This window comes from Azospirillum agricola (assembly GCF_020005195.1).
GTDB classification, from domain to species: domain Bacteria; phylum Pseudomonadota; class Alphaproteobacteria; order Azospirillales; family Azospirillaceae; genus Azospirillum; species Azospirillum agricola.
Genome location: NZ_JAIFZR010000005.1, coordinates 1,900,402 through 1,925,523 on the forward strand (window position 1 = coordinate 1,900,402; position 25,122 = coordinate 1,925,523).

General features: G+C 70.5%; 18 protein-coding genes. 6 read left to right on the forward strand and 12 right to left on the reverse strand.

What is annotated here, in order from left to right:
- Positions 1–7: 7 nt before the first annotated feature.
- The 4 genes from JN22_RS24025 to typA form a co-directional block, all read right to left on the reverse strand.
- The gene (locus JN22_RS24025; protein WP_085556290.1) at positions 8–1,075 is read right to left on the reverse strand and encodes an ABC transporter ATP-binding protein; all 1,068 of its coding nucleotides are present in this window, start codon (positions 1,073–1,075) and stop codon (positions 8–10) included.
- Between the two features lie 75 nt (positions 1,076–1,150).
- The gene (locus JN22_RS24030; protein WP_085556291.1) at positions 1,151–2,173 is read right to left on the reverse strand and encodes a Fe(3+) ABC transporter substrate-binding protein; all 1,023 of its coding nucleotides are present in this window, start codon (positions 2,171–2,173) and stop codon (positions 1,151–1,153) included.
- Positions 2,174–2,283: 110 nt separating this feature from the next.
- Positions 2,284–3,957: an ABC transporter permease gene (locus JN22_RS24035; RefSeq protein WP_085556292.1), complete on the reverse strand. Its 1,674-nt coding sequence runs from the start codon at positions 3,955–3,957 to the stop codon at positions 2,284–2,286.
- Positions 3,958–4,124: 167 nt separating this feature from the next.
- On the reverse strand, positions 4,125–5,951 hold the full coding sequence (typA, locus tag JN22_RS24040; protein WP_085556293.1) for a translational GTPase TypA: 1,827 nt from the start codon (positions 5,949–5,951) through the stop codon (positions 4,125–4,127).
- A gap of 211 nt (positions 5,952–6,162) precedes the next feature.
- Here typA and JN22_RS24045 point away from each other — a divergent pair, with 211 nt between their 5' ends.
- The gene (locus JN22_RS24045; protein WP_085556294.1) at positions 6,163–8,049 is read left to right on the forward strand and encodes an autotransporter assembly complex protein TamA; all 1,887 of its coding nucleotides are present in this window, start codon (positions 6,163–6,165) and stop codon (positions 8,047–8,049) included.
- Positions 8,050–8,143: 94 nt separating this feature from the next.
- Entirely contained in the window at positions 8,144–12,472 is a 4,329-nt protein-coding gene (locus JN22_RS24050; protein ID WP_223677865.1) for a translocation/assembly module TamB domain-containing protein, read from the forward strand.
- Positions 12,473–12,478: 6 nt separating this feature from the next.
- Here the strand turns inward: JN22_RS24050 and JN22_RS24055 are convergent, their stop codons facing one another.
- The 4 genes from JN22_RS24055 to JN22_RS24070 form a co-directional block, all read right to left on the reverse strand.
- Positions 12,479–13,324 carry a class I SAM-dependent methyltransferase gene (locus tag JN22_RS24055; protein WP_223677866.1) on the reverse strand — a complete coding sequence of 282 codons (846 nt, stop codon included), beginning with the start codon at positions 13,322–13,324 and terminating at the stop codon, positions 12,479–12,481.
- Positions 13,324–13,635: a hypothetical protein gene (locus tag JN22_RS24060; RefSeq protein ID WP_085556296.1), complete on the reverse strand. Its 312-nt coding sequence runs from the start codon at positions 13,633–13,635 to the stop codon at positions 13,324–13,326. The genes JN22_RS24055 and JN22_RS24060 overlap by 1 nt, the downstream gene beginning before the upstream one ends.
- A 138-nt stretch (positions 13,636–13,773) precedes the next feature.
- Entirely contained in the window at positions 13,774–14,109 is a 336-nt protein-coding gene (locus JN22_RS24065; protein ID WP_085556297.1) for a hypothetical protein, read from the reverse strand.
- A gap of 137 nt (positions 14,110–14,246) precedes the next feature.
- Entirely contained in the window at positions 14,247–15,206 is a 960-nt protein-coding gene (locus tag JN22_RS24070; protein WP_223677867.1) for a transglycosylase SLT domain-containing protein, read from the reverse strand.
- 603 nt (positions 15,207–15,809) lie between these two features.
- Here JN22_RS24070 and JN22_RS24075 point away from each other — a divergent pair.
- On the forward strand, positions 15,810–16,517 hold the full coding sequence (locus JN22_RS24075; protein ID WP_085556299.1) for an RNA polymerase sigma factor: 708 nt from the start codon (positions 15,810–15,812) through the stop codon (positions 16,515–16,517).
- A 174-nt stretch (positions 16,518–16,691) separates the two neighbouring features.
- On the opposite strand, the gene JN22_RS24080 is transcribed toward JN22_RS24075, so the two are convergent.
- Positions 16,692–16,856 (reverse strand): DUF1328 domain-containing protein, encoded by a 165-nt coding sequence (locus JN22_RS24080; RefSeq protein ID WP_085556300.1) that lies wholly within the window; start codon positions 16,854–16,856, stop codon positions 16,692–16,694.
- Positions 16,857–17,152: 296 nt separating this feature from the next.
- On the opposite strand from JN22_RS24080, the gene JN22_RS24085 reads away from it, so the two are divergent.
- Positions 17,153–17,773 carry a hypothetical protein gene (locus JN22_RS24085; RefSeq protein ID WP_085556301.1) on the forward strand — a complete coding sequence of 207 codons (621 nt, stop codon included), beginning with the start codon at positions 17,153–17,155 and terminating at the stop codon, positions 17,771–17,773.
- On the opposite strand, the gene JN22_RS24090 is transcribed toward JN22_RS24085, so the two are convergent.
- The 3 genes from JN22_RS24090 to tldD all read right to left on the reverse strand — a co-directional run bounded on the left by JN22_RS24090 (position 17,770) and on the right by tldD (position 22,043).
- A complete protein-coding gene (locus tag JN22_RS24090) occupies positions 17,770–19,842 on the reverse strand; it encodes a YjbH domain-containing protein (protein ID WP_085556302.1) in 2,073 nt (690 codons plus the stop codon). The genes JN22_RS24085 and JN22_RS24090 overlap by 4 nt on opposite strands.
- Before the next feature lie 74 nt (positions 19,843–19,916).
- Positions 19,917–20,441 (reverse strand): glycine cleavage system protein R, encoded by a 525-nt coding sequence (locus JN22_RS24095; protein WP_143268396.1) that lies wholly within the window; start codon positions 20,439–20,441, stop codon positions 19,917–19,919.
- 168 nt (positions 20,442–20,609) lie between these two features.
- Complete coding sequence (tldD, locus tag JN22_RS24100; RefSeq protein WP_085556304.1) at positions 20,610–22,043, reverse strand: metalloprotease TldD; 1,434 nt, start codon at positions 22,041–22,043, stop codon at positions 20,610–20,612.
- A gap of 199 nt (positions 22,044–22,242) precedes the next feature.
- Between tldD and JN22_RS24105 the strand changes: the two genes are divergently transcribed.
- Both JN22_RS24105 and coxB read left to right on the forward strand, forming a co-directional pair.
- Complete coding sequence (locus tag JN22_RS24105; RefSeq protein WP_085556305.1) at positions 22,243–23,580, forward strand: DUF3422 family protein; 1,338 nt, start codon at positions 22,243–22,245, stop codon at positions 23,578–23,580.
- Positions 23,581–24,110: 530 nt separating this feature from the next.
- Positions 24,111–24,998, forward strand: a complete 888-nt coding sequence (gene coxB, locus JN22_RS24110; RefSeq protein WP_085556306.1) for a cytochrome c oxidase subunit II — start codon at positions 24,111–24,113, stop codon at positions 24,996–24,998.
- The last annotated feature ends 124 nt before the right edge of the window (positions 24,999–25,122 follow it).

Below are 25,122 nucleotides of genomic sequence, written 5' to 3' on the forward strand. Positions count from 1 at the left end.
TTTCCGCTCACACCGCCGGGAACAGCATCACCCGCTTGGCGTCCACCACGGCGGCCAGTTCCTCGCCGGGCTTGACGTCGACATGGCCGGGCAGGCGAGCGTGGACCTCCGGGCCGCCGTCCCCGCCGGGAAGGGCGAGGCAGATGCGGGTCGAGGCGCCGAGGAAGCTCGCGTGCCGGACCCGCACCGGCACGGCGTCGGGGCGCTCGCCGAGCGGGGCCAGCGCCATGTCCTCGATGCGGCAGGCGACCTCGACGCGGGTGCCGCTCTCCAGCGCGGGCGTGGCGAAGCGGCCGAGCGGGGTCGTCAGATGCCCGTCCTCGACCGTCGCCTCGAAGCGGTTGACCTCGCCGAACAGGCGGGCCACGAAGCTGTTGGCCGGGTTGCGGTAGAGATCCAGCGGGGTGGCGGTCTGGACGGTGCGGCCGGCCTCCATCACCACGACGCGGCTGCCGATCTCCATCGCCTCCTCCGGGTCGTGGGTGACGACGATGGTGGCGATGCCCGACGCGCGGATCAGCCGGACGACCTCCCCGCGCACCGAGCGGCGGAGCTGTTCGTCCAGCGCCGAGAAGGGCTCGTCGAGCAACAGCACCTGCGGGTCGCGGGCCATGGCGCGGGCCAGCGCCACGCGCTGCTGCTGGCCGCCCGACAGGGTGTGCGGGTAGGCGTCGGCGTAGCGCGCCAGCCCCATCAGCTCCAGCAGTTCGGTGACGCGCCGGTTGCGCTCGGCGCGCGGCCTGTCGGTCTGGCCGAAGGCGATGTTGCCGGCCACCGTCAGATGCGGGAACAGAGCGAAATCCTGGAACATCATGCCGACCGGGCGCTTTTCCGGCGGCAGCGAGCGCTCCGCCGTGGCCAGCGTCGTTCCGCCCACGGCGATCGTGCCGGCCTGCACCGTCTCCAGCCCGCTGATCAGCCGCAGCAGGGTCGATTTGCCGCAGCCCGACGGGCCGACGATGCAGACCACCTCGCGCGGGGAGACGCTGAGCGAGACGTTGTCGACCGCCCTGTGGCGGCCGTAATGGTGGGTGATGCCGGTCAGGACGACGGTGGGGGCGGAGAATTCGGTCATCGGTTGCGGTCGGGCCTGGGAATCGCTGCGAAAACGAAGCGGCCCCGCGTCGTGCAACGCGGGGCCGCCACCATGTCACTTCCAGCCGGCGCGGTCCATGATGCGGAGCGCCTGCGGGGTGTGGTCGGCGAAGGACGCCGCGTTGACGTCGGCCGCCTTGAAGTCGCCGAGCTTGATCAGCTCGGGGTGCGGCTTCACCGCCGGGTTGACCGGGAATTCCATGTTGCCGTCGGCGAACATGCGCTGGGCCTCGGGGCTCAGCAGATGCTCCAGCAGCTTGCGGGCGTTCTCGGCGTTCGGGGAGGTCTTCACCACGCCGGCGCCCGACAGGTTGACGTGGGTGCCGCGGTTGCCCTGGTTGGGGAAGATCACGCCGATCTTCTCGGCGACCGCGCGGTCCTCCTGCTTGGCCGAGGTGATCAGCTTGCCGACGTAATAGGTGTTGGCGAGTGCCAGATCGCCCTCGCCGACGGCCACCGCCTTGATCTGGTCGGTGTCGCCGCCCTGCGGCGGGCGAGCGAGGTTGGCGACGAGGCCCTTGACCCAGGCTTCCGCCTTCTCCTCGCCGTCCGCGTCGATGATCGAAGCCGTCAGGGCGAGGCTGTAGGGGTGGGTGCCGCTGCGGGTCAGGACCTGGCCCTTCCACTCCGGCTTGGCGAGATCCTCGTAGTCCTTGATCTGCTCCGGCTTCACCCGGTCCTTGGCGTAGACGATGATGCGGGCGCGGGTCGACAGGCCCCACCAGGCGCCGTTGGGATCGCGCAGGTTGGCCGGGACCTTGATGGCGTCCAGCGTCGGCGAGGTGACCGGGGCGAGCAAGCCCTCCTTCGCGGCGGCGGCGAGACGTCCGGCGTCCACGGTGATGAAGAGGTCGGCCGGGCTGCCGGCGCCTTCCGACTTGATCCGCTGGATCAGCTCGTCGTGGTTGCCCTCGATGATGTTGACCTTGATGCCGGTCGCCTTGGTGAAGGTCTCATAGATCGCACGGTCGGTGTTGTAGTGGCGCGAGTTGTAGACGTTGACTTCCTGCGCCTGGACCGAGGCGGCGGCGAAGGCGCCGAACGCGAAGGTCAAGCCGGCGATCTTCCTGGCGAACATGATTTACTCCCGGACTGCGAAGCGGTCTCACATCTGGTGCAAATGGATATCATTTGCAAGAGGTCGCGTCGAGCTTGGAATCACTCCAATTTTTGCAGTCTGGAAAGGCGTCAGCCGCCGTGGCCGGGGCGCGACGCGGCGATGGTGCGGCTCAGATAGATGACCGGAGCCAAGCCGACCAGCACGATGACCAGCGCCGGCAGGGCGGCGTCGTCCAGCCGCTCGGTCGAGGCCATGCGGAAGGCTTCGATGGCCAGCGTGTCGAAGTTGAAGGGGCGCAGGATCATCGTCGCCGGCAGCTCCTTGCAGATGTCGACGAAGACCAGCATGGCGGCGCTCAGCAGGCTGGGGCGCAGCAGCGGCAGATGCACCCGGCGCAGCACCTGGAACGGGCTGTGGCCGAGCGAGCGGGCGGCGCCCTCCAGGTTGGGGCCGATCTTGGCGAAGCCGGATTCCAGCGGGCCGTAGGCGACGACGAAGAAGCGGATCAGATAGCCGTAGAGGATGCCGACGATGGTGCTGCCGAGCAGCGTGCCGACCGACCAGCCGGCCCAATCGTGCAGCAGCCCGACGGCGAGCAGGATGCCGACGGCGATCACCGTGCCGGGCGTGGCGTAGCCGAGCGAGGCGAGGCGCACCGCCCCGATGGCCAGCCGGCTGCGGTCATGGCGCACCCCGTGGATCACCAGCAGCGCCGTGCCGACCACAAGGGCCGCGCCGCTGGCGCCGAGGATGACGGTGTTGGCGACCAGATCGGTGAAGCGCGCCAGGGTCAGTTCGGTCTCGCCGCGCAGCACCATGCGGATCAGCACCGCGCCGGGCAGCAGGAAGCCGAAGAAGACCGGGGTCAGGCAGACGGCCCAGGCGACGGCGGTGCCGCGCCGCGACAGGCGCGGGGCGGGCAGGGCGCGGTAGCGGCTGGTCGTCTGGTGGAAGCGCATCCTGCCGCGCGACAGACGCTCCAACCCGACCAGCGCCAGGACGAACAGCAGAAGCACGGCGGCGAGCTGGGCCGCCATCGTCGGGCTGTGGACGGCGAACCAGGTGCGGTAGATGCCGACCGTGAAGGTGTCGATGCCGAAATAGCTGACGGCGCCGAAATCGGCCAGCGTCTCCATCAGCGCGTAGCCGACACCAGCGACCAGTGCTGGGCGGGCCAGCGGCAGGGCGACGCGGCGGAAGACGCCGAAGGCCGAGCAGCCGAGCGTCCGCCCCGCCTCCAGCACGCAGACCGACTGTTCGAGGAAGGCGGCGCGGGCCAGGACATAGACGTAGGGGTAGAGCACCGAGGCCAGCACCAGCCCGGCGCCCCAGGCGCTGCGGATCTCCGGGAACCAGTAGTCGCCGCGCCGCCAGCCGAAGGTGGCGCGCAGCCAGCTTTGCACCGGGCCGGCGAACTGGAGGAAGTCGGTGTAGGTGTAGGCCATGACGTAGGCCGGCATGGCGAGCGGCAGCAGCAGCAGCCATTGCAGCAGGGTGCGGCCGCGGAAATCGTGCATCGTCACCGTCCAGGCGCAGGCGGTGCCGGTGACCAGCGTGGCCGATCCGACGATGCCCAGCAGGATCAGCGTGTTGGCGATGTAATCCGGCAGGACGGTGTGGGCCATGTGGCTCCACAGGTCGCCGGTGGACGTGAAGGACTGCGCGAAGACCGCCAAAATGGGAACGGCGATCAGGATCGCGAGAAGGAAGGCGAGAAAGCCGGTCGGACCGATGCGCGAGAGAAGGCGGCGGGGGGATAGGGACGGGGAGCCGGGGGACTTCGCGTCGGTCGCCATCGCCATGCGTCGGGGGTCCTTCGGGTGCCTGGGTGCTTTCTATGGGGATGCAAACTTAAGCCCTTCTCCCCTTGCGGGAGAAGGGTTGGGATGAGGGGGATTCCGCCGCAGGCGGAAGAAAGCGTGCGCCCCCTCACCCCAACCCCTCTCCCACAAGGGGAGAGGGGCTCAAATCAGCTCGCCTCGGCGGCGCGCGAGTGGCGCTTGCGCTCGTTCGGGTCGAGGTAGCGCTTGCGCAGGCGGATCGACTTGGGCGTCACCTCCACCAGCTCGTCGTCGCCGATGTAGGACAGGGCGCGCTCCAGCGTCATCTGGATCGGCGGGGTCAGGCGGACCGCCTCGTCCTTGCTGGTGGTGCGGATGTTGGTGAGCTGCTTGCCCTTGATGACGTTGACCTCGAGGTCGTTGCCGCGGGTGTGCTCGCCGATGATCATGCCCTGATAGACCGGAACGCCCGGATCGATCAGCATCGGGCCGCGATCCTCGAGGTTCCACAGCGCGTAGGCCACCGCGGTGCCGTCGCTGTTGGAGATCAGCACGCCGGTGCGCCGGCCGGCGATGGTGCCCTTGTAGGGGGCGTAGCCGTGGAACAGCCGGTTCATGATGCCGGTGCCGCGGGTGTCGGTCAGGAACTCGCCCTGGTAGCCGATCAGGCCGCGCGAGGGCGCGTGGAAGACGATGCGGGTCTTGCCGCCGCCCGACGGGCGCATCTCGATGAGGTCGGCCTTGCGCTCGGCCATCTTCTGCACGACCGTGCCGGAGAACTCCTCGTCGACGTCGACGACGACCTCCTCGATCGGCTCCAGACGCTGGCCGTTGAGCGGATCGGTCTTGAACAGCACGCGCGGGCGGCTGATGGCCAGCTCGTAGCCCTCGCGGCGCATCGTCTCGATCAGGATGCCGAGCTGGAGTTCGCCGCGGCCCGCCACCTCGAAGGCGTCGCCGCCCTCGGTGTCGGAGATGCGCAGAGCCACGTTGCCTTCCGCCTCGCGGAACAGGCGGTCGCGGATCATGCGGCTGGTGACCTTGTCGCCCTCGCGGCCGGCCAGCGGGCTGTCGTTGACCGAGAAGGTCATCGCCAGGGTCGGCGGGTCGATCGGCTGGGCGTTCAGCGGCTCGGTCAGCTCCGGCGCGCAGATGGTGTCGGCGACCGTGGTGTTGGTCAGGCCGGCCAGCGCGACGATGTCGCCGGCGTGCGCCTCGTCCACCGGAACGCGCTCCAGGCCGCGGAAGGCCAGCACCTTGCTGACGCGGGCGTTCTCGATCAGCTTGCCGTCGCGGCTCAGCGACTTGATCGCCATGTTGACCTTGACGGTGCCGGTCTGGATGCGGCCGGTCAGGATGCGGCCCAGGTACGGGTTGGCTTCCAGCGTCGTCGCCAGCATCGCGAAGGGTGCGTCCTCCTCGACCTTGGGGGCCGGGACGTGGTCGCGGATCAGCTCGAACAGCGGGGTCAGCGTCTCGCGGGCGCCGTTCTCCAGGTCCGTGGTCGCCCAGCCGTTGCGGCCCGAGGCGAACAGGGTCGGGAAGTCGAGCTGCTCGTTCGAGGCGTCGAGCGAGGCGAAGAGGTCGAACACCTCGTCATGAACCTCGTGCGGACGGCCGTCGGGACGGTCCACCTTGTTGATGACGACGATCGGGCGCAGGCCGAGCTTCAGGGCCTTGCCAAGCACGAACTTGGTCTGCGGCAGCGGGCCTTCGGCCGCGTCGCAGAGCAGGACGACGCCGTCGACCATCGACAGGATGCGCTCGACCTCGCCGCCGAAGTCGGCGTGGCCGGGGGTGTCGACGATGTTGATGCGCAGGTCGTTCCACAGGACCGACGTGCACTTGGCGAGGATGGTGATGCCGCGCTCGCGCTCCAGATCGTTGGAGTCCATGGCGCGCTCCGCGACCTGCTGGTTCTCGCGGAAGGAACCGGCCTGCTTGAGGAGCTGATCGACCAGCGTGGTCTTGCCGTGGTCGACGTGGGCGATGATGGCGACGTTTCGGAGATTCATGGAGCCTTGGTCTCGCAATGGCACCCCCGACACGCGGCACGACACCGCCAACAAACAAAAAGGCCCGCCGAAAGTCTTCGGTGGGCGCTGTCGGGGAAACTGTTGCGGCGCAATATAGTCGTCTGCGTCAAAAAGGCAAGCGCCGTGCCCTTCGGCCTAGCGCGAATTTCCGGGATGGAGCCATGCGTCGTTCGCTCTTACATTGCCTGCGATGAACCGCCTCGCTTTCGCTTCCTCCCTGCCACCGCTGATGCTCGCCGCCGCGCTCCTGCTCGGGCCGGCGGAGGATGGCCGTGCCCAGGACGCCGCCCCCGCCGCCCCTCCCGCCGCCGGGGAGGAGCCGCCGGAGGCCCGCATCCCCTACGAGGTGGAGATCACCGGCGTCGAGGACGAGGGTCTGCGCGGCGCGCTGAACGACGCCTCGTCGCTGGTCGAGCTGAAGGGCGATCCGCCGCCCTCGATCCTCGGGCTGGAGCGGCGGGCCGATTCCGACCGCGACCGGTTGCAGGCGGCGTTGCGCTCGGCCGGTTACTACGACGGGCGGATCGACATCCGCATCGACGGCGCCGCGCAGCCGGCCAGGGTCGCCGTCGCGATCACGCCGGGGCCGCGCTACGGCTTCAAGACGGTCCGCATCGAGGGGGCCGGCGGGGCGCCCCTGCCGGTGGAGGCCAGCGCCGACGGGCTGGGCCTGGTCGCGGGCGAGCCGGCGTTGGCGCAGAAGGTGCTGGACGCCGAGGGAACCCTGCTCGGGCGGCTGGGGCGCGACGGCTACGCCTTCGCCAAGGTCGCCGACCGGCAGGTGGTGGTCGATCATTCCGACCGGACCATGGACGTGACCTACGCCATCGAGTCCGGTCCGCGCGTGCGCTACGGCGCCACGCGGATCGAGGGGCTGGAGGACGTCGACGAATCGCTGGTGCGCGGGCGGCTCGGCTGGGCCGAGGGCGGCGTCCACGACCCGGCGACGCTCGACCGGGCGCGCCAGGATCTCGCCAAGCTGGAGGTTTTCGACACCGTTCGCGTCCGGCTGGCCGAGGAACCGGGACCGGACGGCGTGACCCCGGTCATCGTCACGGTGGCCGAGCGCAAGCGCCGCTTCATCGGGGCGGGCGTCAACTATTCGACCCAGGACGGCGTCGGCGCCTCGGCCTATTGGGGACACCGCAACCTGTTCGGCGGGGCGGAGCGGCTGCGGCTCGGCGTCGAGGTCGGTCGGGTCGCCGGCGGCTCCGGTGGATCGTCGAGCACCAGCAACGACCTGCCCGACCTGCGCTTTTCCGTGAATTTCCGCAAGCCCGACTTCCTGGCGGTGAAGCAGTCGCTGGTCATCGACTTCCAGGTCGCCAACGACCAGCCACCGGCCTACAGCCGCGTCGCCACCGAGCTGTCGGCCAAGCTGGAGCGTCAGATCAACGACCGGCTGACCGTGTCCTACGGCGTGTCCGGCGAGCGCGGACGGGTCAAGACGGAGGACACCACCTACCAGACCGCCTATGTCGGCGTGCCGCTGGGGGTGGCGTGGAACGGCGCCGACGATCTGCTGAACCCGACCAAGGGCGAGCGCGCCTCGCTCCAGGTGATTCCGTGGTTCCCGGCCGGCGGCGACAGCCGGTCGCCCTTCACAGCGATCCAGTTCAACGGGTCCTACTATTACGATCTCGCCAAGGATGGACGCTACGTCGCGGCGGCGCGTCTGGGGGTGGGCAGCATCATCGGCGCCTCGCTGTCGGAGATTTCGCCCGACCACCGTTTCTACGCCGGCGGCGGCGGGTCGGTGCGCGGCTACGGCTTCCAGAAGGCCGGGCCGCGCGACCGCTTCGACGATCCGTCGGGCGGGCGCTCGCTGCTGGAGCTGGGCGCCGAGGTCCGCGTCAAGGTGACGGAGACCATCGGCGTCGTGCCCTTCGTCGACGCCGGCACCGTCTATGACAGCGCCTACCCCGATTTCTCACAGCCTTTGCGCGTCGGCGCCGGGCTTGGGCTGCGCTATTACACCGACTTCGGTCCCTTGCGGGTGGATGTCGGCGTTCCGCTGAACCCGCCCAAGGGTGATCCGCGCTGGCAGCTCTACCTCAGCCTGGGGCAGGCCTTCTGACCGCAGTTTCGCCCGATTTCCTTGAGAGGGTCGGACCGTATGCCGGTTGAGGAGGGTGCGGCGCCGCGCGCGCCGGAATCGCGAAGGGGTGTGGGTGGTGAAGGCGTTGCGGGTTCTTTTGGTCGGTCTGGCCGTGCTTGTCCTGCTGGTGGTGGTCGCGGTGGGCGCGGGCGCCCTGTGGCTCCAGAGCGAATCGGGGCGGCGCTGGCTGACGGCCACGGTGGAGAACGCCGTCGCCTCGCCCGACCAGCGGCTGACGCTCGGCGCCATCGAGGGACGCCTGCCCTTCGACTTCACCATCGCCAGCGTCGCGATGGCCGACACGCAGGGGACGTGGCTGACGCTGGAGCGCGTGCATGTCGCGCTGTCGCCCTCGGCCCTGCTGGCGCGCACCGTCCGGATCGAGACGCTGGAGGCCGCCCGCATCGCGGTCGAGCGCGCGCCCGTCACCACCCAGCCGGCCCCGCCGCCGCCGACCGACCAGCCCACCGCCTCGCTGCTGCCCGAGCTGCCGGTCGGCATCCGGCTCGACCGTCTGGCGGTCGATGAACTGCGGCTCGGCGAGGCGCTGCTCGGCGAGGCCGCAACCCTGCGGCTGGACGGTTCCGCCGCCCTGGACGCCGGCGGTTCCGCCCTGGATGGCCGCCTGTCGGTCGCGCGCATCGACGACAAGCCTGGGCAGGCCGACGTCACCGTCGCCTTCGCCCCCTCGCGCAAGATTCTGACCCTCGCCGCCAAGGCGTCCGAGCCGCAAGGCGGGGTGATCGCCCGCACGCTGGCGATTCCCGGCCTGCCGCCGGTCGCCCTGTCGCTGGACGGCGACGGATCGCTCGACGACTGGAAGGGCAAGCTGACCGCCCGCGCCGACAACGCCGTCGACCTGACCGCCGACGCCGCCATCCGGGCGACGCCGGAGGGGCACGCCGTCACCCTGGCCGCCGGGGGCGACGTCGCGGTGCTGGCCGGTCCGGCGGCGGCTCCGCTGGTCGGGCCGCAGCCTGCGCTGAATGTCTCGTTGCTGGTGGCGCCGGACGGGGCGCTGACCATCAGGCCACTCACGATCACCGCCGCCGCCGGGCAGGCCAGCCTGGAGGGCACGGTGTCGCCCGACCGCAAGCGGCTGGGGCTGCGCTGGTCGGTGACGGCGGGACCGGATTCGGCGCTGCACGCGCTGGTGCCGGCGGTGTCCTGGCGCGACGGCATGGTGACCGGCTCGGCCGAGGGGCCGCTCGACGCGCTGGTGGTGGCGCTGACCGCGAGGCTGCGCGAGGTGACCACCGGCGATCCCACCGTGACCCGGCTTGCCGGGCCGGAGATCGTGCTCGACGGCCGGGCGCGCATCGACACCGGCCGGGGCAGCGTCGGGCTGGAGGCGCTGACCCTGACCGCCGCCGCCGCGAAGGCCGCCATCCAGGGCGGCGTGGATGGCTGGGGACAGGTGGCGGACCTCACCCTGTCGCTCGCCGCCGACGATCTGGAACCGCTGTCCGCGCTCGCCGGTCGTCCGCTCGGCGGCGCCGTGAACCTCGCCGGGCCGCTGCGCCGCAAGGCCGACGGCTCGCTGTCGGCTGAGCTGTCCGGCCGCCTGGACCGCCTGACGACCGGCACGCCGGCCGACGCGGTGCTGGGCGACGCGGCGGCGCTGAAGGCGGCTTTGGCGATGGAGCCGGACGGCGCGATGCGGCTGAACGAGCTGGCGCTGGACGGCCGCAACGGACGGCTGACCGGCAGCGCCGCGCTGGTGGCGGGCGTGGTCGACGCCAAGACCAGGCTGGAGCTGAACGCGCTGGCGCCGGTCGGCGAGGCGGTCGGCACGCCGATGGCCGGTTCGCTGACGCTCGACGCGACGGCGCGCGGGCCGATGGACAAGCTGGAGGCGCAGGCCACGCTGCGCGCCCGCGACCTCGTCGTGCAGGAGCGCCGGCTCGGCGCCACCGAAATCGAGGCGCGCGCCGTCGGCCTGCCGGCCAGTCCCAATGGGACGCTGGCGGTCCGCACCCATCTTGACGGCACGCCGCTGACCCTCGACGGCGCCTACGCGATGCAGGGGCAGACGCTGCGGCTGTCCAACCTGACCGTTGCCACCGGCGGCAACCGCATCGGCGGTGAACTGGTCGTGGCGCTCGAAACCCTGCTGGCGACCGGACGGCTGGAGGGCAATCTCCCCAACCTGAAGAGCTTTTCCGAACTGGCCGGCGTGCCGCTGGACGGCGGGGCCGGCTTCACCCTGGCGCTCGACGGGAAGGGCGGCAAGCAGGCGGCGACGCTGAGCGCCAACGCCAGCAACCTGCGGGTGGAGGGGGAGGGCGGTCCGTTGCTGGCCGCCCGCCGCCTGACCGCCACGGCCGAGGTCGCCGACGTGCTCGGCACGCCGTCGGGCAAGGCGAGGCTGGAGCTGAACGACGGCGCGGCGGCCGGCAACGATCTCGCCAGCGTCACCGCCAGCGTTGACGGTTCGCTGGCCAGGGCGGCGTTCCAGGCGGCGGCGACCGGTGCCGGAGCGGATCCCATCGGCCTCGATCTCGGGGGCAACCTGACGCGCGAGGGCGCGATGACCCGCATCCGACTGGAGCGGCTGCAAGGTCGCTACGCCGGGGAGAGCATCCGCATGACCGGCCCGGCAACCGTCACGCTGGCCGAGCAGCGCTACGAGGTGGCCGGGCTGAACCTCATGGCGGGCGGCGCCCGGCTGGCCGCCGATCTCGGGCTGAACGGCGAGCGGCTGAACGGCGAGATCCGCCTGGAGCAACTGCCGCTGGCGCTGGCCCGCCTCGCCGACCCCGGCCTGAAGCTCGACGGCACCGCCAACGCGCAGGCCACGCTGGGCGGCACGCTGCGCAACCCCCGCGCCGACGCCACCCTGCGGGTTGCCGGCGCGCGTGCCCAGCAGACGACCCAGGCGGGGGTGCCGGGCATCGACGCCACCGTCACCGCCCAATGGCGCGACCGCCGCCTGTCGGTCAACGCCGACGCCGGCACGAAGAACAACGCCGGCCGGCTGACCGCCAGCGCCGCCGTGCCGCTGGTGATGAATCCCGACAGCTACGCCGTCAGCCTGCCCCCCAAGGGAGCGCTGGAGGCGGCGGTGAACGGCACGCTCGACGCGTCGCTGCTCAACGACCTGCTGGCCGCCTCGGGCGACCGGGCGCGCGGCAGCGTCCGGCTCGACGTGCGGGCCAGCGGCACGGTGGAGGCGCCAAGGCTCGGCGGGTCGGTGGTGCTGTCGGGCGGGCGCTACGAGAACCGGGCGTCGGGCGCCGTGATCAGCGACATCGAGGCGCGGCTGGTCGGCGACGGCGACGTCTTCACCATCCAGTCTTTCCAGGCGCGGACCCGCAACGGCGGCGCCATCGGCGCGCGCGGCGTCATCCGCCCGGCCGCCCCGGCCGCCCGCCAGCTCGATCTGGTGATCCAGGCCGACAACGCCCGGCTGGTCGAGAACGATTTGGCGACGGCCGAGGCCAACGCCAACCTGACCGTCACCGGCGGCTTCGCCAACGCGCGGCTGGCCGGACCGATCCGCGTGCGCCGCGTCGAGATCCAGATCCCCGACCGGCTGCCGACCACCGTCGTCGACCTGAAGGTCAAGGAGGTCGGTCGCGGCAAGCGGCAGGCCGCCGGCACCACCAACGGCCGTCCGCCTCCCCGCAAGCCGGGCGCGGCCGCGGCTCCGGCCCCGACGCCGGCCGAGGCCGCCGCCCCCCCCTTCGTGCTGGCGCTCGACCTGACGGTGGAGGCGCAGAACCAGGTCTTCGTGCGCGGGCGCGGGCTCGACGCCGAACTGGGGGGGCAGTTGAAGGTTGGCGGAACGGCGGCTGCGCCCGAGGTCACCGGGCGTTTCGGCATGCAGAAGGGGCAGCTCGACCTGCTGGCGCAGAACTTCACCTTCAAGCGCGGCAATTTCGATTTCGATGGCACCCAGCCGATCGACCCGCGACTCGATCTGCTGGCGGAGGCGACGGCCAACGGCGTCACCGCCCAGGTGGTGGTGTCGGGCACCGCGCGCCAGCCGAAGATCGAGCTGACCTCCCCGCAGGGGCTGCCGCAGGACGAGGTTCTCTCGGCGGTGCTGTTCGGCAAGTCGGTCGCCAATCTGGGGGCTGCGGAGGCGGTGCAACTGGCGCAGTCGGCGGCGGCGCTGAGCGGGGTGGGCGGCAGCGGCGGCGGCTTGCTCGACCGTGTGCGGCGCGGGCTCGGCGTCGACCGGCTGGACTTCTCGCAAGGGTCCGACGGCAAGGGCGGGGCGGTGCAGGCCGGCCGCTACGTCAGCGACCGCGTCTATGTCGGCGTCGAGCAGGGCATCGGCGCCAACCAGACCCGCGCCAAGGTCGAGTTCGACATCACCAAGAGCCTGAAGGCCCAGGCCGATGTCGGCGCCAACTCGGAGACGCGTTTCGGCCTGACCTTCGAGCGGGATTACTGAGCGGGTTTACGCGGCCGCCGTGCCGGTCACGATCCGCACATGGGCGGGCACCGGCACCACGCCGCCGGTGGCCTGCGCGGTGAAGCGGGCGGCGATGTCCGCCTCCAGCGCCGCGCGGCGGTCGGGGGCGAGGCCGCCCAGCCGGTGCCCGAAGCTCATCTCCAGCGCCGCCCGCCAGAAGGGCTGGTCGGCCGGCGCCTTGCGCACCGGCGTCAGGTCGGCCTCGTCGGCCCGCGCGAAGCCGGCCCCGATCATTGCGTTGGCCAGCAACCCCGGTTCGGCGAAGCGGAACAGCGGGTCGAGGCTGCCGTCCTCGCCGAGATGCCCGGCGACGGCGGCGGCGATCTCCGCAAACAGGGCGTTGCCGGAAAGCGGTCCCCACACCATGAAGGCCGCCTTGCCGCCCGGCCGCAGCGCCCGGCGCACCGCTCCCAGAGCGCCGGCGACGTCCGGCACGAACATGATGCCGAAGCGGCAGGTCACCCGGTCGAAGGCGCCGTCGGCGAAGGGCAGGGCGGTCATGTCGGCGGCCGTGAAGACCGGCGCCTGCGGTCCCTCCGCCGCGGCGCGGCGCACCGCGCCGGCCAGCATGCCGGGGACGAGGTCGCTGCCCACCACCAGCCCCTGCGGGCCGGTCCGGCGGGCGGCGCTGAGCGCCGGCTCCCCGGCGCCCGAGGCGAGGTCGAGCACGCGGTCGCCCGCCGCCACCCCGGCGGCGTCGAGCAGCGGGCGGTTCAGCTTGTCGGCGAGATCGGCCATCGGGTCGGCCCAGCGGTCCCAGGCGTCGGCGCTGGCGGCCCACCGGGCGCGCTCGCTGACGGCGTCGGGCGTGTGGATCGGTGCGGTGTGCATCAGTGCAGGAGCTTCACGCTGCCCGACACGCGCTGGACCGTGTCGGCGTCGCTCAACCGCTCGCCGAGGGCGTTGAATTCCTCGGTCAGCTTGCGGTTGGCGTCGGTCAGTTGCTGGATGCGGGTCTGCGCCGCCTGTTGTTGCGCGGACAGGCTCGCGACCATCTCGGTCAGCTTCTTGACCTGCTGGGATTGGCGCGCGGCGCCTTCGTTCAGGCTGCGCCGGATCGATCCGACGGCCACCAGCACGACGACGCTGATGGTCACGCCGGCCGCCATGGCGACGATGCTGAACCCCGTGAACCAGTCCATGGCCCGGGAGCTTCCGCCGATTCCCATCGCCGGTCAAGGTTCCAGGGCGGCGATGGCCGCAAGACGGCAAAACCCGGTGCCGCCGGCACCGGGCTTCGAACAGCCATCCAGAAATGACAGGCCGGAATCAACGCGAGATCAGGCGACCTTGCCGTCGACCGGCCGTTCGGCCTTCACGCGCAGCTCCTTCAGATGGTCGCCGAAGGCGCGCAGCACCGGCAGGATGCGCTGCGTCTGGTCGGAGGTGACATGCGCGTCGGTCTTCAGCACGATGGTCGGGGCCTCCGTCATCAGGCGCTTGGCGCGGATCGGCCCGACCTTGTCGTCGAGGAACATGGACAGGCCCATCAGAATGCCCAGCGTCACGTCGTCCGGAGCCTTCGGCAAGGCCAGGACCTCGTGCAGCTCGTTCAACAGCGTGTAGGCGACGATGGAGGTGCGTTCGATGGTATCGACGTCGGCGGCCATGGTCATCGGGCGAGGTCCTCGGGAAGAGACGCTGGGGAAAAGCGTTTGCTTCCGAAGGGTAAGCGCTCTTTTGTAACCAAACTGTTAACCATCGGCTTGGCCGTAAGCCCGAGTCGCTCCTTTCGATTCGCAACCTCCCGTCCTTACCGCTTCGCGGCGACGCGCGTCCTGGTCGATGTCGACAGCTCGGCGACCTCCTCGTGCGTGGCCGACGGCAGGCCGGCGGACTGCACCACGCTCCTGTCGAAGGGATGGCGGGTGCGGGGGTAGACGCTGCGCACCTTCACAACGTAATCCTGGGTTTCCCGGTACGGCGGGATGCCCTTGTACTGGCGGACCGCTCCTTCCCCGGCGTTGTAGCCGGCCAGCGCGAAGGTGACGTTGCCGTCGAAATGGGCCAGCAGCCAGCGCAGATACTTCATGCCGCCGCGCAGGTTCTGTTCCGGGTCGAAGGGCTTGGTGACGCCGAAGCGCTCCGCCGTTTCCGGGATGAGCTGCATCAGCCCCATGGCGTTCTTGTTTGACACCACATCGACACGGTAGCCGGATTCCACGGCGATGACCGCCAGGACCAGCTCGGGGTCCAGCCCGTAGGTCGGCGCCATTTTCGTGACCATCGCGCGCACCTCGGCCGGCGGCTTGCGGATGATGCCCCAGCGGACGCTGGGCGGCTCGCAGCGGTCGGGGCCGCGCACCTTGGCGCCGGTGGATACCCTGGTCATCCGCTCGGCGTCGGGGCTGCCCAGCGAGGCGGCCTTGCGCAGCCAGGCGCGGCCCAGATCCTCGTCCCTCGACACGCCGCCGCGTCCGGCCAGATGCATGCGCCCGGCGCGCAGCGCCGCATCGGCGTGGTCCTGCCGGGCCGCCCGGCAATAGAGCGACAGGGCGAGCCGCTCGTCGCGGTTCACGCCGTTGGCGGTCTCGTAGCGTTCGGCCAGTTCGTACTGGGCGCGGGCGCTGCCCTTGCTGGCGAGCGCCTCCAGAACCCGGACGGTCTTGTCAACCGGCATCGCCGGCGCCGCGACCGGGGTCGCCCGCTTCTTCCCATCGGCGGCCAGCGCCGGTGGCGCCCCCACGGCAAGCAGCGATAGGACGGCCAGCACGGCGATTCGCGCAAAAGTTGCCAACCGGCGCCGGGCGGAAGGCGTACCGCCTTTGATGTTCTGGCCGACCGCGGCGGGTATCGGTATAGTTCCTCTCAGAAGAAAGAAGACACCCTTATGGGAGGAGTCGTAGTCCAACCGAAGGAGACGCTTGCAGACGGTCAGAAATCCTTTGTCTGCCGTGGTTGAAGGGAGGGGAGAGCGTCGAAAATCGCCGGAATGGCTGAATTCGGAGCTTCCGCAGAAAAATTCAGAGACCGATCGACGCGTGTCGGTCGGTCTTTTCCTTTTTGAGCTGGTCATGCATCCTCCAATCTTGTTGGAGGGATACACGAAGCACCAAGTCCCGCGCCAACACCCGAACGGCGATGCGGCCGGGATACAAGGGGTACTCTCGCCACTTGGAGGCTGCGACTAGCCTTTTGCCCAACTGGCAGGCGGAGAGGGCGGTCATTACGTACAGGTCGGGCCAGACAATCCGCTTTTGAAATGGCGGTCCCGAAGCGTTGCGCATGGCATCGCCGGACCGCCGGGCTGGAGACCCCGGGCACGCACCCCGCGCGGCCGGCCGCCGACAGCAGCCAAGGAGGCATCGTTTCACCGATGGCTAATCACGTCGCAACCACCCTGAGCCACCGGATGTCCGTTCCGGCGCCGCTGGAGCCGGCGGCGTTCGGACCCGAACCGGCCGGCGGGGGGCCCCTGGACCACGCTCTGGATCACGGGGATGCCGAAGGCGACCATACGCTCGACGCCGATCCGGAAGCCGGCGATGGCGAGTTCATTCCCGATCCCAACGCGCCGCCCGACCCGGAGGTGATCGCGCAGATCGAGGCCGAGATCCCGCGCCTGCGCCGTTTCGCCCGCGCGATGGTGCGCGACGCGACCCTGGCCGACGATCTGGTGCAGGAGTGCCTGGAGCGCGCCCTGTCGCGCCTGCATCTGTGGCGTCCGGGCAGCAACCTGCGCGCCTGGCTGTTCACCATCCTGCGCAATCTGCACATCAACGGCGTGCGCCGCCGCCAGCCGGTGGTGGACATCGACGCCGAGGCGCAGGCGGCCATCGGCGCCGCTCCCGGATCGCAGTTCGTCCGGCTGGAATTGCGCGACCTGCGCCGCGCCTTGGGCCTGCTGCCCAACGAGCAGCGCGAGGTCGTGCTGCTGATCGGGCTGGAGGGGATCTCCTACGGGGAGGCCGCCGACATACTGGGGATTTCCATCGGCACGGTGAAGTCGCGCCTGTCGCGCGGCCGTCGCGCCCTGCGCGCCCTGATGGAGGGGCGCAGCCCGTCCGACGACGCCGACGCCTGAACGTCAAAAGGGCGGCGTCCGGACATCCGGACGCCGCCCCCTCGCGCTCATGCGGACGTTGTGGCCGGGCCGGGCTAAAGTTTCGTGCGTTCAATAAGAAACGCACGAAACTTTAGCCTTTTGATGACGAGCGGATTCACGCGCCAAACCGATTCCGGTTTTACGCGATCCGCTCTAGCGGCGTCGGACCAGACCCATGATCAGGCTGGCCGCGAAGAGGACCAGGAACAGGAAGAACAGGATCTGCGCGATGCCGGACGAGGCCGACGCGATCCCGCCGAAACCGAGCGCGCCGGCGACCAGCGCGACCACGAAGAAAACCAGTGCCCAATAGAGCATCGTACCCTCCCTCGCCCGGCCTCGGATGCGGCCGGCGCGCTCATGGATGTTGCTGGGACCGCCGCCGGCTCCCGTCCGTCCCCGGTGGGGGTGGAGCGGGTCGGCAAGCGGTTGTCAAGGATCAGAACACTGTGCGGAAGGGGAGGTTCCACCCGGAGGGCGGACGGCGGGTCTTTTCGGTCCCGCGCCGCCCGACGGCAACAAAGCGGGGGCTTCGCCTGTTGGGACTGTCTCGAGAACCGCGTCCGCGCCATGCCGGCCGGGCGCGGTTCCGCATGAACGCGGAGAGGAAACCGATGAACAGCAAGCTGTGTCTGGCGGTGATCGCCGCCACGCTGGCCGCCGCCCCGGCGGCGATGGCCCAGAGTGGAATGCCCACCACGACGGGCATCGCCCCGACTTATGACAGCAACGGCGCCCTGCGCGCGCCGACGCCGGACAGCACCGGCGCGTCGGGCCGCACCGACGCGCCCGCCGTGCGGAGCCTGTCGGAGAACGACCAGTGGCAGGGCCAGGGCAGCTCCCGTCCCAATCGGGGCATGAACCGTCAGGCGATGGACCAGGACACCATGCATCGCCGGGACGCGATGCAGCACCAGGACCGGATGCATCAGCGGGCCATGTCGGGCAGCACCGGCAACGCGGCGATGAACCGTGACGCCACCGGCTCGTCCAACCGGACGTCGATGCGCGGCACCGCGATGAACAGCGAGATCTCGTCGCGTCGCGGGCGGGGCCAGAACGACCTGGAGCTGAGCCAGACCACCCTGTTGAACCAGTTCAGCGCGGCCGGCTACACCATGGTGCGCGATTTCCGCAAGGACGGCGACCGCTACGTCGCCCAGGCGCAGGACCGCGACGGCCGCTGGAGCAGCGTCGAGCTGGATCCGCGCGCCGGCACTGTCACGCCGCGCTAATCCAGCAGCGTCGACCAGGTGCCGGCGAGGCGGCCGAAGCCGCCCGGCACCCGCGTGTCGTAGAGGGGCAGGGGGTGGCGCAACCTCTGCCCCGCGTCGCGTCCGAGCGTGCGCACAGCCGTCTCGGCCGTGCCGCCGACGGGCAGCCAGCCTGAGGCGTTGAGCGGCACCGACAGCGCCATGCCCCAATCCATGCGGCCGCCGAAACGGCTCTGCCCGCCGTCCGGCCCCTCGGTCCAGGTCGCCTGGGCCGACAGCGCGACGCCGCCCGCGAAACGGCGCGTCACCTCGATCGTGCCGCCCCAATCGCCGCCCAGATAGCGGCCGAGCCGCAGCGCGCTCGTGGTGGCGGCACCGGGGCTTTCCCAGTAGAGGCTGGCGTGGCCGGTCAGCCGGTCGCTGTCCGGCAGCACGGCGAACAGCGCGGAGGGCCGCCGCTTCCACACCCGGTTGAGGTCGAGGCCGGCAGCCCACCGGGCGGTGAGCGGCTGGTACAACGCCTCCGCCCCGACACCGGCGAACATCTCCTCCGGATAGCCGACCGTGACACGGGTGGTCAGCCCGTCCGCCGGGCGCGCCAGCCAGGAGGCGTGCAGATGCTCGACCGACACCGGGTGCAGGGTGTAGCGCGGCAGGTCGCTGCGCACCGGCTCGGCGACGGGCAGGGCGTTGGTGTCGAGCAGGGCCAACTGGTCGCCGGTGTTGATCCGCAGGCCGCCGCCCAGCACCCAGCCGGGCGCCGGCTCGCCGCTCAGCAGCAGGTCGGTGTGGGTGCGGACGGCGAGCGGCGTACCCAGTTCGGCGAGGTCGAACTCCGCCGCGACCCGCGCGCCGAAATCCAGGCGGGGGCGCCAGGAGGGGGGCGGGCCGTCGGTGGGGGCCACGCCGGCCGTCCGCCACAGCTCGTCGACGCTGCCGCGATGACGGGTGGCGCGCTCCAGGTCGCGGCGCAGCAGGGTGAGCGCCGCGCCGTCCAGCCCGGCGGCGCCGGTGACGATCCGCAGCCGCTCGGCGTCCGGCGGCGCCAGATCGGCCAGCAGGCGTGCGGCGTGCCCCACCTCGCGCGCCAGCGGCAGCGTGGAACGCCCGGCCGGGTCGAGCCACAGCGTCGCGGTTCCGTCATCGATCCGGGCGGCGCGGGCGGGCAGGCCGTGGGCGCGGGCGACGGTGACGATCTCGTCGGCCGGCAGCGCCGTCTCGGGCGAGGGGCGCGGGCCGACCGGCGGGGGAGACCGGCCGTCGCGGTCGGCCTGCTCTGCGGGATCGAAACGCAGGGAGAGCCGCAGCATGGCGCGCCGCCCCTGTTCGAAGCCGGCGCCGAGATCGACCCAGGAAAAGGGGCGGTAGGCGAGACCGACATTGTAGCGGCTGCCGGCCGTGAAACCCGGCTGGTCCTGCCGTTGTCCGCGCAGCGTGTCGCCGGTCGTCTCGATCTTCAGACTGAGGTCGGGAATCGGCGTGTGCCATTCGACGCCGCCGAACAGGGCGACGCGCTCTCCGGTGAACCACGCGCGCGGCCCCCGCACGGACGGCCACCAGGAGGGATCGCGGTCGCGCCGGAAGCGCCCGCCCAGGAAGCGCAGCGGGTTGCGGAAATGCCCGGCCTCGCCCAGCGTTCCCCAGCCGAGCCCGAGCGACAGGTCGAAATCCCACCAGCGCCGCGACAGCGCGACGTATTCCCCGGCGAATCGGCCCTTGCCCGGCAGGTCGAGCCCCGATCCGGTGACGTCGCGTCCGCCGACGACCAGCGCCGGCCCGTCCCCGTCCTCGGCGCGCAGCCGCAGCTTGACGTCGAGGCCGGGTTCGGTAAGCCCGAAATAGCCGGGATAGACGCTGTTGCGCGCGGTGACCTCCAGCCAGGGCAGCGCCTGGACGGCGATGGCGACATGGCGGTGCAGGTCGCCCAACCCGGTCAGTCCGCCGCTCATCGTGCCGTCGGGGGCCATGCGCGCCGTCGGCGTCTGCAACAGCCCGACGCTCCCCCAATCCGACAGGCTCGCGGACGGTTCGTCCGCACGGGCAACCGTGACGGACAGCAGGAGAGTGGCGGCGGCGATGAAGAATTTCACGCGCGGATACGCAAATGATCGGAGAAAGCGCCGATCCTTTGCGCATCATGCGCATGAATGCAATTTAAAACACGCTAGAGCGCCTCGGCTCTGCAATTCAGGGAAAGCGTTTCGGCGGTGTTGGCAACGGCGGCGAGGCAGGTGTCGGCGCGTTCCGGAGGTATGGAGACGGAAAAGCGCAGGCTGTAGCGTTCGCCGGCCCGGTCGGGCAGGGTCTGGGCGTCGAGCCGGACGATGTTCGCCTCGAACTGGGTGAAGATTTCGGACAGACGGGCGACCAGACCGGGCTGATCGCCGCCCGACACCTCGATCCGGTGGGTGACGAGCGCTTGCGGACCGGGAACCGGGTCGAAGTCGAAGGGCGTCACCTTCACCTGGGCGCCGGCCAGTTCGGGCTGCGCGCTCAGGCTGGCCTCGACCTCCTCGACCGTCACCGTGTCGGGCAGCTCGCAGACGGCGGAGAACTCGGCCCCGGTGCCGAGCGAGGCGAAGGTCGCGTCGCGCAGGTTGATCCCCAGTTCGAACAGATGCCCGGTGATCCCGGAGACCAGCCCGACCCGGTCGGGGCAGAAGGTCGATACCAGCGCCAGAGCGGCCACGTCGCGTCTCCCTCGTCCTTTGCGTTGCACCGCCGTCGTTCTCGTGGGCGGCTTGCCTGTGGATGATACGGATATCCAGGGATGAACACGGATTTCGCCGTCATCCGCGGGCAGAGCCCGCATCCGTGTTCATCCGTGTCAAAATGCCCTTTCGGAGTCGGCCGGCGCTCAGGCCGCCGTGCCGCCCACCGTCAGCCCGTCGAGCCGCAGGGTCGGCTGGCCGACGCCGACCGGCACGCCCTGGCCGTCCTTGCCGCAGGTGCCGACGCCGGGGTCGAGGCGGCTGTCGTTGCCGATCATCGACACGCGGGTCAGGCTGTCCGGCCCGTTGCCGATCAGGGTGGCGCCCTTCACGGCGGGGCCGAGCTTGCCGTCCTCGATCAGGTAGGCCTCGCTGGCCGAGAAGACGAACTTGCCGTTGGTGATGTCCACCTGGCCGCCGCCGAAATTCTTAGCGTAGATGCCCTTCTTGACCGACGCGATGATCTCGTCCGGCGTGTGGTTGCCGTTGCGCATCACCGTGTTGGTCATGCGCGGCATCGGGTGGTAGGCGAAGCTCTGGCGCCGGCCGTTGCCGGTCGGGCGCATGCCCATCAACCGGGCGTTCATGCGGTCCTGCATGAAGCCGACGAGGATGCCGTCCTCGATCAGCGTCGTGCACTGGCCGGGCGTGCCCTCGTCGTCGACCGAGATGGAGCCGCGCGAGTTCTCGATGGTGCCGTCGTCGACGATGGTGACGCCGGGGGCGGCGATTCGCTGGCCCATCAGTCCGGCGAAGGCCGAGGTCTTCTTGCGGTTGAAGTCGCCCTCCAGCCCGTGGCCGATGGCCTCGTGCAGCAGGATGCCGGGCCAGCCGCTGCCGAGCACCACGGTCATCTCGCCCGCCGGGGCCGGCACCGAGGCGAGGTTGACCAGCGCCTGGCGCAGCGCCTCGTCGACGAAGCCGCGCCACGTCTCCGGCTGGATGTAATGCTCGTAGGTGACGCGCCCGCCGCCGCCGTAGCCGCCGGTTTCCATGCGGTCGCCCTCGGCGACCACCACCGAGACGTTGAGGCGCACCAGCGGCCGCAGATCGGCGACGCGCACGCCGTCGGCGCGGACGATCTGCACCGCCTGCCATTCCCCGCTGATCGAGCAGCTCACCTGCCGGACGCGCTCGTCCTTGCCGCGGGCGTAGGCGTCGATGTCGGCCAGCAGCTTCACCTTCTCCTCGAAGGGGACGAGGTGCAGCGGGTTGTCCGGCATGTAGAGCGCGCGGTTGGTGCCGCCCGGCGGCTCGGCCAGCGTGCCACTGTGGCCGCTCTGCACGGCGCGCACGGTGGCGGCGGCGCGGCGGATCGCCTCCTCCGACAGGTTGGAGGCGTGGGCGAAGCCGGTCGCCTCGCCGGCGATGGAGCGCAGGCCGAAGCCCTGGGTGGTGTCGAAGCTCGCCGACTTCAGCTTGCCGTCGTCCCAGCCCAGCGATTCGCTCTGGGCGTACTCCAGATAGAGTTCGCCGTCGTCGGCGTTGTGCAGGGCCTCTTGCACCACGCCTTCGACGCGGGCGCGGTCCATGCCGGCCCGGTTGAAGAAGAGATCGTCGGTGATGGCAAGCGCGCTCATGGACACTCCGGGGGCTCGATCGATCGTATAAGGCGGACGGCCGCCGGCGCTCTCGCGCCGCTGCGGGCGATGTGCTCTAAGAAGAGAGACATAGTGTGGCGTCGCGGGCGCCGTCCGGCAAGGCTTGGCAACCTTGCCGGACGGGCGGGGGCGGAAAAAGAAAGGGCAGGGGACCATGGCCGAGCGTGAGGCAACCGTAATGACCGCAACCCCGCCCCGCGAGCCCGCCGCCATCGGCGGGCGTCCGCTGAAGGACCACGCGCTGCGCCTGACCCTGACCAACGAGGTCCACGCCCGCCCGCCGGAGTCGCTGAGCGCGCCGGTCCGCGCCACCATGCTGGCCATGCTGTCCGGCGAGGGGGCGGGGGAGACCGACCGCCGCCATCTGGAGGCATTGTGCGACTGGGCCGGAGTCGCCCGCCCGCCGCAGGGCGCCACCCACCACAGCGCCTCCTTCGGCAGCTTCCGCCTGAAGTGGGAGCGCCACACCGAATTCTCGACCTGGACCGTCTTCCGGCCGAGCGCCATGCCGGCCGGCGCTCTGGTCGACCCCTTCGTCGAGCCGGCGGTGAACGCGCTGCCGCGCGAGTGGCTTCAGGGCCTGCCGGGCGAACTGATGGTCGGCATTCATGTCGCCGTGCTCGACGCCGACACGCCGGAGCCCTCGGCCAACATGATGGCGGCGATGTTCGGCTCGGAGAGCTACATCGGTTCGCGGATCGCCGGGCGGTCCGCCACCGCCTGGACCGATTTCCGCATCCATGGCGACGGCTTCTCGCGCATGCTGGTCGCCGACCATTCGATGACGCCGCGCCAGACCGGCCGCGTCGTCCAGCGCCTGCTGGAGATCGAGACCTACCGGGTGATGGCGCTGCTGGCGCTGCCGGTGGCGCGTGGGGTGCTGCCGCGCATCAACCCGATCGAATCGGATCTGGCCGAGCTGACCACGCGGGTCGCCACGCTGCGCGGTTTGCAGGACGAGCGCGACCTGCTCGACCGGCTGACCCTGCTGGCGGCGCAGACCGAGCAGATCGCCGCCGAGACCAGCTACCGATTCGGCGCCGCGCGGGCCTACCACGAGTTGGTCGAGAAGCGGATCGAGGAGCTGCGCGAGATCCGCATCGAGGGGATCCAGACGGTGCGCGAGTTCATGGACCGCCGCCTGACCCCGGCGATCCGCACCTGCGAGGCGGTCGAGCAGCGGTTGACCTCGCTGTCGCAGCGCGTCGCACGCACCAGCAACCTGCTGCGCACCCGCGTCGAGATCGCGGTGGAGGGGCAGAACGCCGAGCTGCTCCAGTCGATGGACCGGCGGGCGCAGTTGCAGCTCCGGTTGCAGGAGACAGTCGAGGGGCTGTCGGTGGTGGCGATCAGCTACTACCTGGTCGGCATCGTCGGCTACGCGGCGAAGGGCTTGAAGGGGTTCGGGCTGAAGGTCGATCCCGACATGCTGGTCGGGTTGATGATTCCGGTGGTCATTCTCTTCGTCTGGTCCGGCGTGCGGCGAATCCGCAAGGTCATCACCGGCGAGCATTGAGGGGCGGTTCGCCCCGTTCCGAGTCCCACCTCTGACTTCTGACGCTTGAGGTCCCTCTCCCGCCCCGGGAGAGGGCGTCTTCCCAAAGACGAGTCGCGCCCCGACACAGCCGACCCACCCTCCGCAACAATCACTCCTCCGCGGCGTTCCTTCCGAAAATCCCCGCGCCATCCCACAGAATGGAAAAAATTCGCTGCGCCAACGGACTGCGGCGGAATGCCGCATGGTTTAACCCCTTCTCAAGCTCAACCTTTGTTCCCATGCGCAACCGAAAACCGAGGGTGATCCATGCTCGCAGCCGGTCAGAGGAATCGCTTGTAACCCAGTGTGATGAGGGGATAAGCTCCGGCCGCGGGGATATGTCGCGGCTATAATGGCGCGAACCCTGCATAGTCCGGTTTTTGCTGACAAGCCCAACCGTTGAGTTCGCCAACGATGCGGAGCTTCGGACAAATATGGGAGGCGGCGGCACCGGCGGGAAGAGACGACCGCGGCCTATGACGAACGTCGCGGCAAAGAGAGGGGTGGGGATGAAAAGGCAGAGCCTGTGGGCCGCCGGGCTGACGGCGGTCGTGTCAATGCTGGGCGCCGGCGGATCGGCGCTCGCGAACGAGCCGCACCCGTGGCAGTTCGGCCTCCAGGAGCCGGCGTCGCCCGTCAAGCACCTGATGGATTCGTTCCACAGCCTGCTGACCGTCATCATCACGCTGATCGTGATCTTCGTCGCGGCGCTGCTGGCCTATTGCGTCGTGCGCTTCAACGCCAAGGCCAACCCGGTCCCGTCCAAGACCTCGCACCACACGCTGCTGGAGGTGGCCTGGACCGTGCTGCCGGTGATCATCCTGATCGTGGTCGCCGTGCCGTCCTTCAAGCTGCTCTACGTCGCGGAGCGCGTGCCGGAGGCCGACATGACCATCAAGGTCACCGGCCGCCAATGGTACTGGGACTACGAGTACCCCGACCACGGCAACATCGCCTTCTCCAGCTACATGATCCAGGAGGCCGACCTGAAGCCCGGCCAGCGCCGCCTGCTGGAGGTCGACAACCGCGTCGTGGTTCCGGTCAACTCCACCGTCCGCCTGCTGGTCACCGCCGGCGACGTCATCCATTCCTGGGCCATCCCCTCCTTCGGCGTGAAGAAGGACGGCGTGCCCGGCCGCATCAACGAGACCTGGTTCAAGGCCGAGCGCGAGGGCGTCTACTACGGCCAGTGCTCGGAGATCTGCGGCACGAACCACGGCTACATGCCGATCGCGGTCGAGGTGGTGTCGAAGGAGAATTTCGACGCCTGGGTCGCCAAGACCAAGACCGCGATGGGAACCGGCAGCCGCGACGTGGCCCAGTTGCCGGCGGCTTCCCCGGCGACCTTGCCGGCGGCTTCCCCGGCGACCTTGCCGGCGGCCGCCTCGGTCGAGTGACCGGCCCGCACGAGAAACACCAAGAAGAACCAACCCCAGCCAGAGCCAGGGTGTCAGCCGGGATCCCGATCGGGATTTCCCAGGACGGAACAGCCGGGACGGGCCGGGGGGCAGCGACGAAGGG

Bases quoted from the DNA above. Each gene is read 5' to 3' on its own strand.
- JN22_RS24025 (WP_085556290.1), bottom strand. From the start codon at position 1,075: ATGACCGAATTCTCCGCCCCCACCGTCGTCCTGACCGGCATCACCCAC.
- JN22_RS24030 (WP_085556291.1), bottom strand. From the start codon at position 2,173: ATGTTCGCCAGGAAGATCGCCGGCTTGACCTTCGCGTTCGGCGCCTTC.
- JN22_RS24035 (WP_085556292.1), bottom strand. From the start codon at position 3,957: ATGGCGATGGCGACCGACGCGAAGTCCCCCGGCTCCCCGTCCCTATCC.
- typA (WP_085556293.1), bottom strand. From the start codon at position 5,951: ATGAATCTCCGAAACGTCGCCATCATCGCCCACGTCGACCACGGCAAG.
- JN22_RS24045 (WP_085556294.1), top strand. From the start codon at position 6,163: ATGAACCGCCTCGCTTTCGCTTCCTCCCTGCCACCGCTGATGCTCGCC.
- JN22_RS24055 (WP_223677866.1), bottom strand. From the start codon at position 13,324: ATGCACACCGCACCGATCCACACGCCCGACGCCGTCAGCGAGCGCGCC.
- JN22_RS24060 (WP_085556296.1), bottom strand. From the start codon at position 13,635: ATGGACTGGTTCACGGGGTTCAGCATCGTCGCCATGGCGGCCGGCGTG.
- JN22_RS24065 (WP_085556297.1), bottom strand. From the start codon at position 14,109: ATGACCATGGCCGCCGACGTCGATACCATCGAACGCACCTCCATCGTC.
- JN22_RS24075 (WP_085556299.1), top strand. From the start codon at position 15,810: ATGGCTAATCACGTCGCAACCACCCTGAGCCACCGGATGTCCGTTCCG.
- JN22_RS24080 (WP_085556300.1), bottom strand. From the start codon at position 16,856: ATGCTCTATTGGGCACTGGTTTTCTTCGTGGTCGCGCTGGTCGCCGGC.
- JN22_RS24085 (WP_085556301.1), top strand. From the start codon at position 17,153: ATGAACAGCAAGCTGTGTCTGGCGGTGATCGCCGCCACGCTGGCCGCC.
- tldD (WP_085556304.1), bottom strand. From the start codon at position 22,043: ATGAGCGCGCTTGCCATCACCGACGATCTCTTCTTCAACCGGGCCGGC.
- JN22_RS24105 (WP_085556305.1), top strand. From the start codon at position 22,243: ATGACCGCAACCCCGCCCCGCGAGCCCGCCGCCATCGGCGGGCGTCCG.
- coxB (WP_085556306.1), top strand. From the start codon at position 24,111: ATGAAAAGGCAGAGCCTGTGGGCCGCCGGGCTGACGGCGGTCGTGTCA.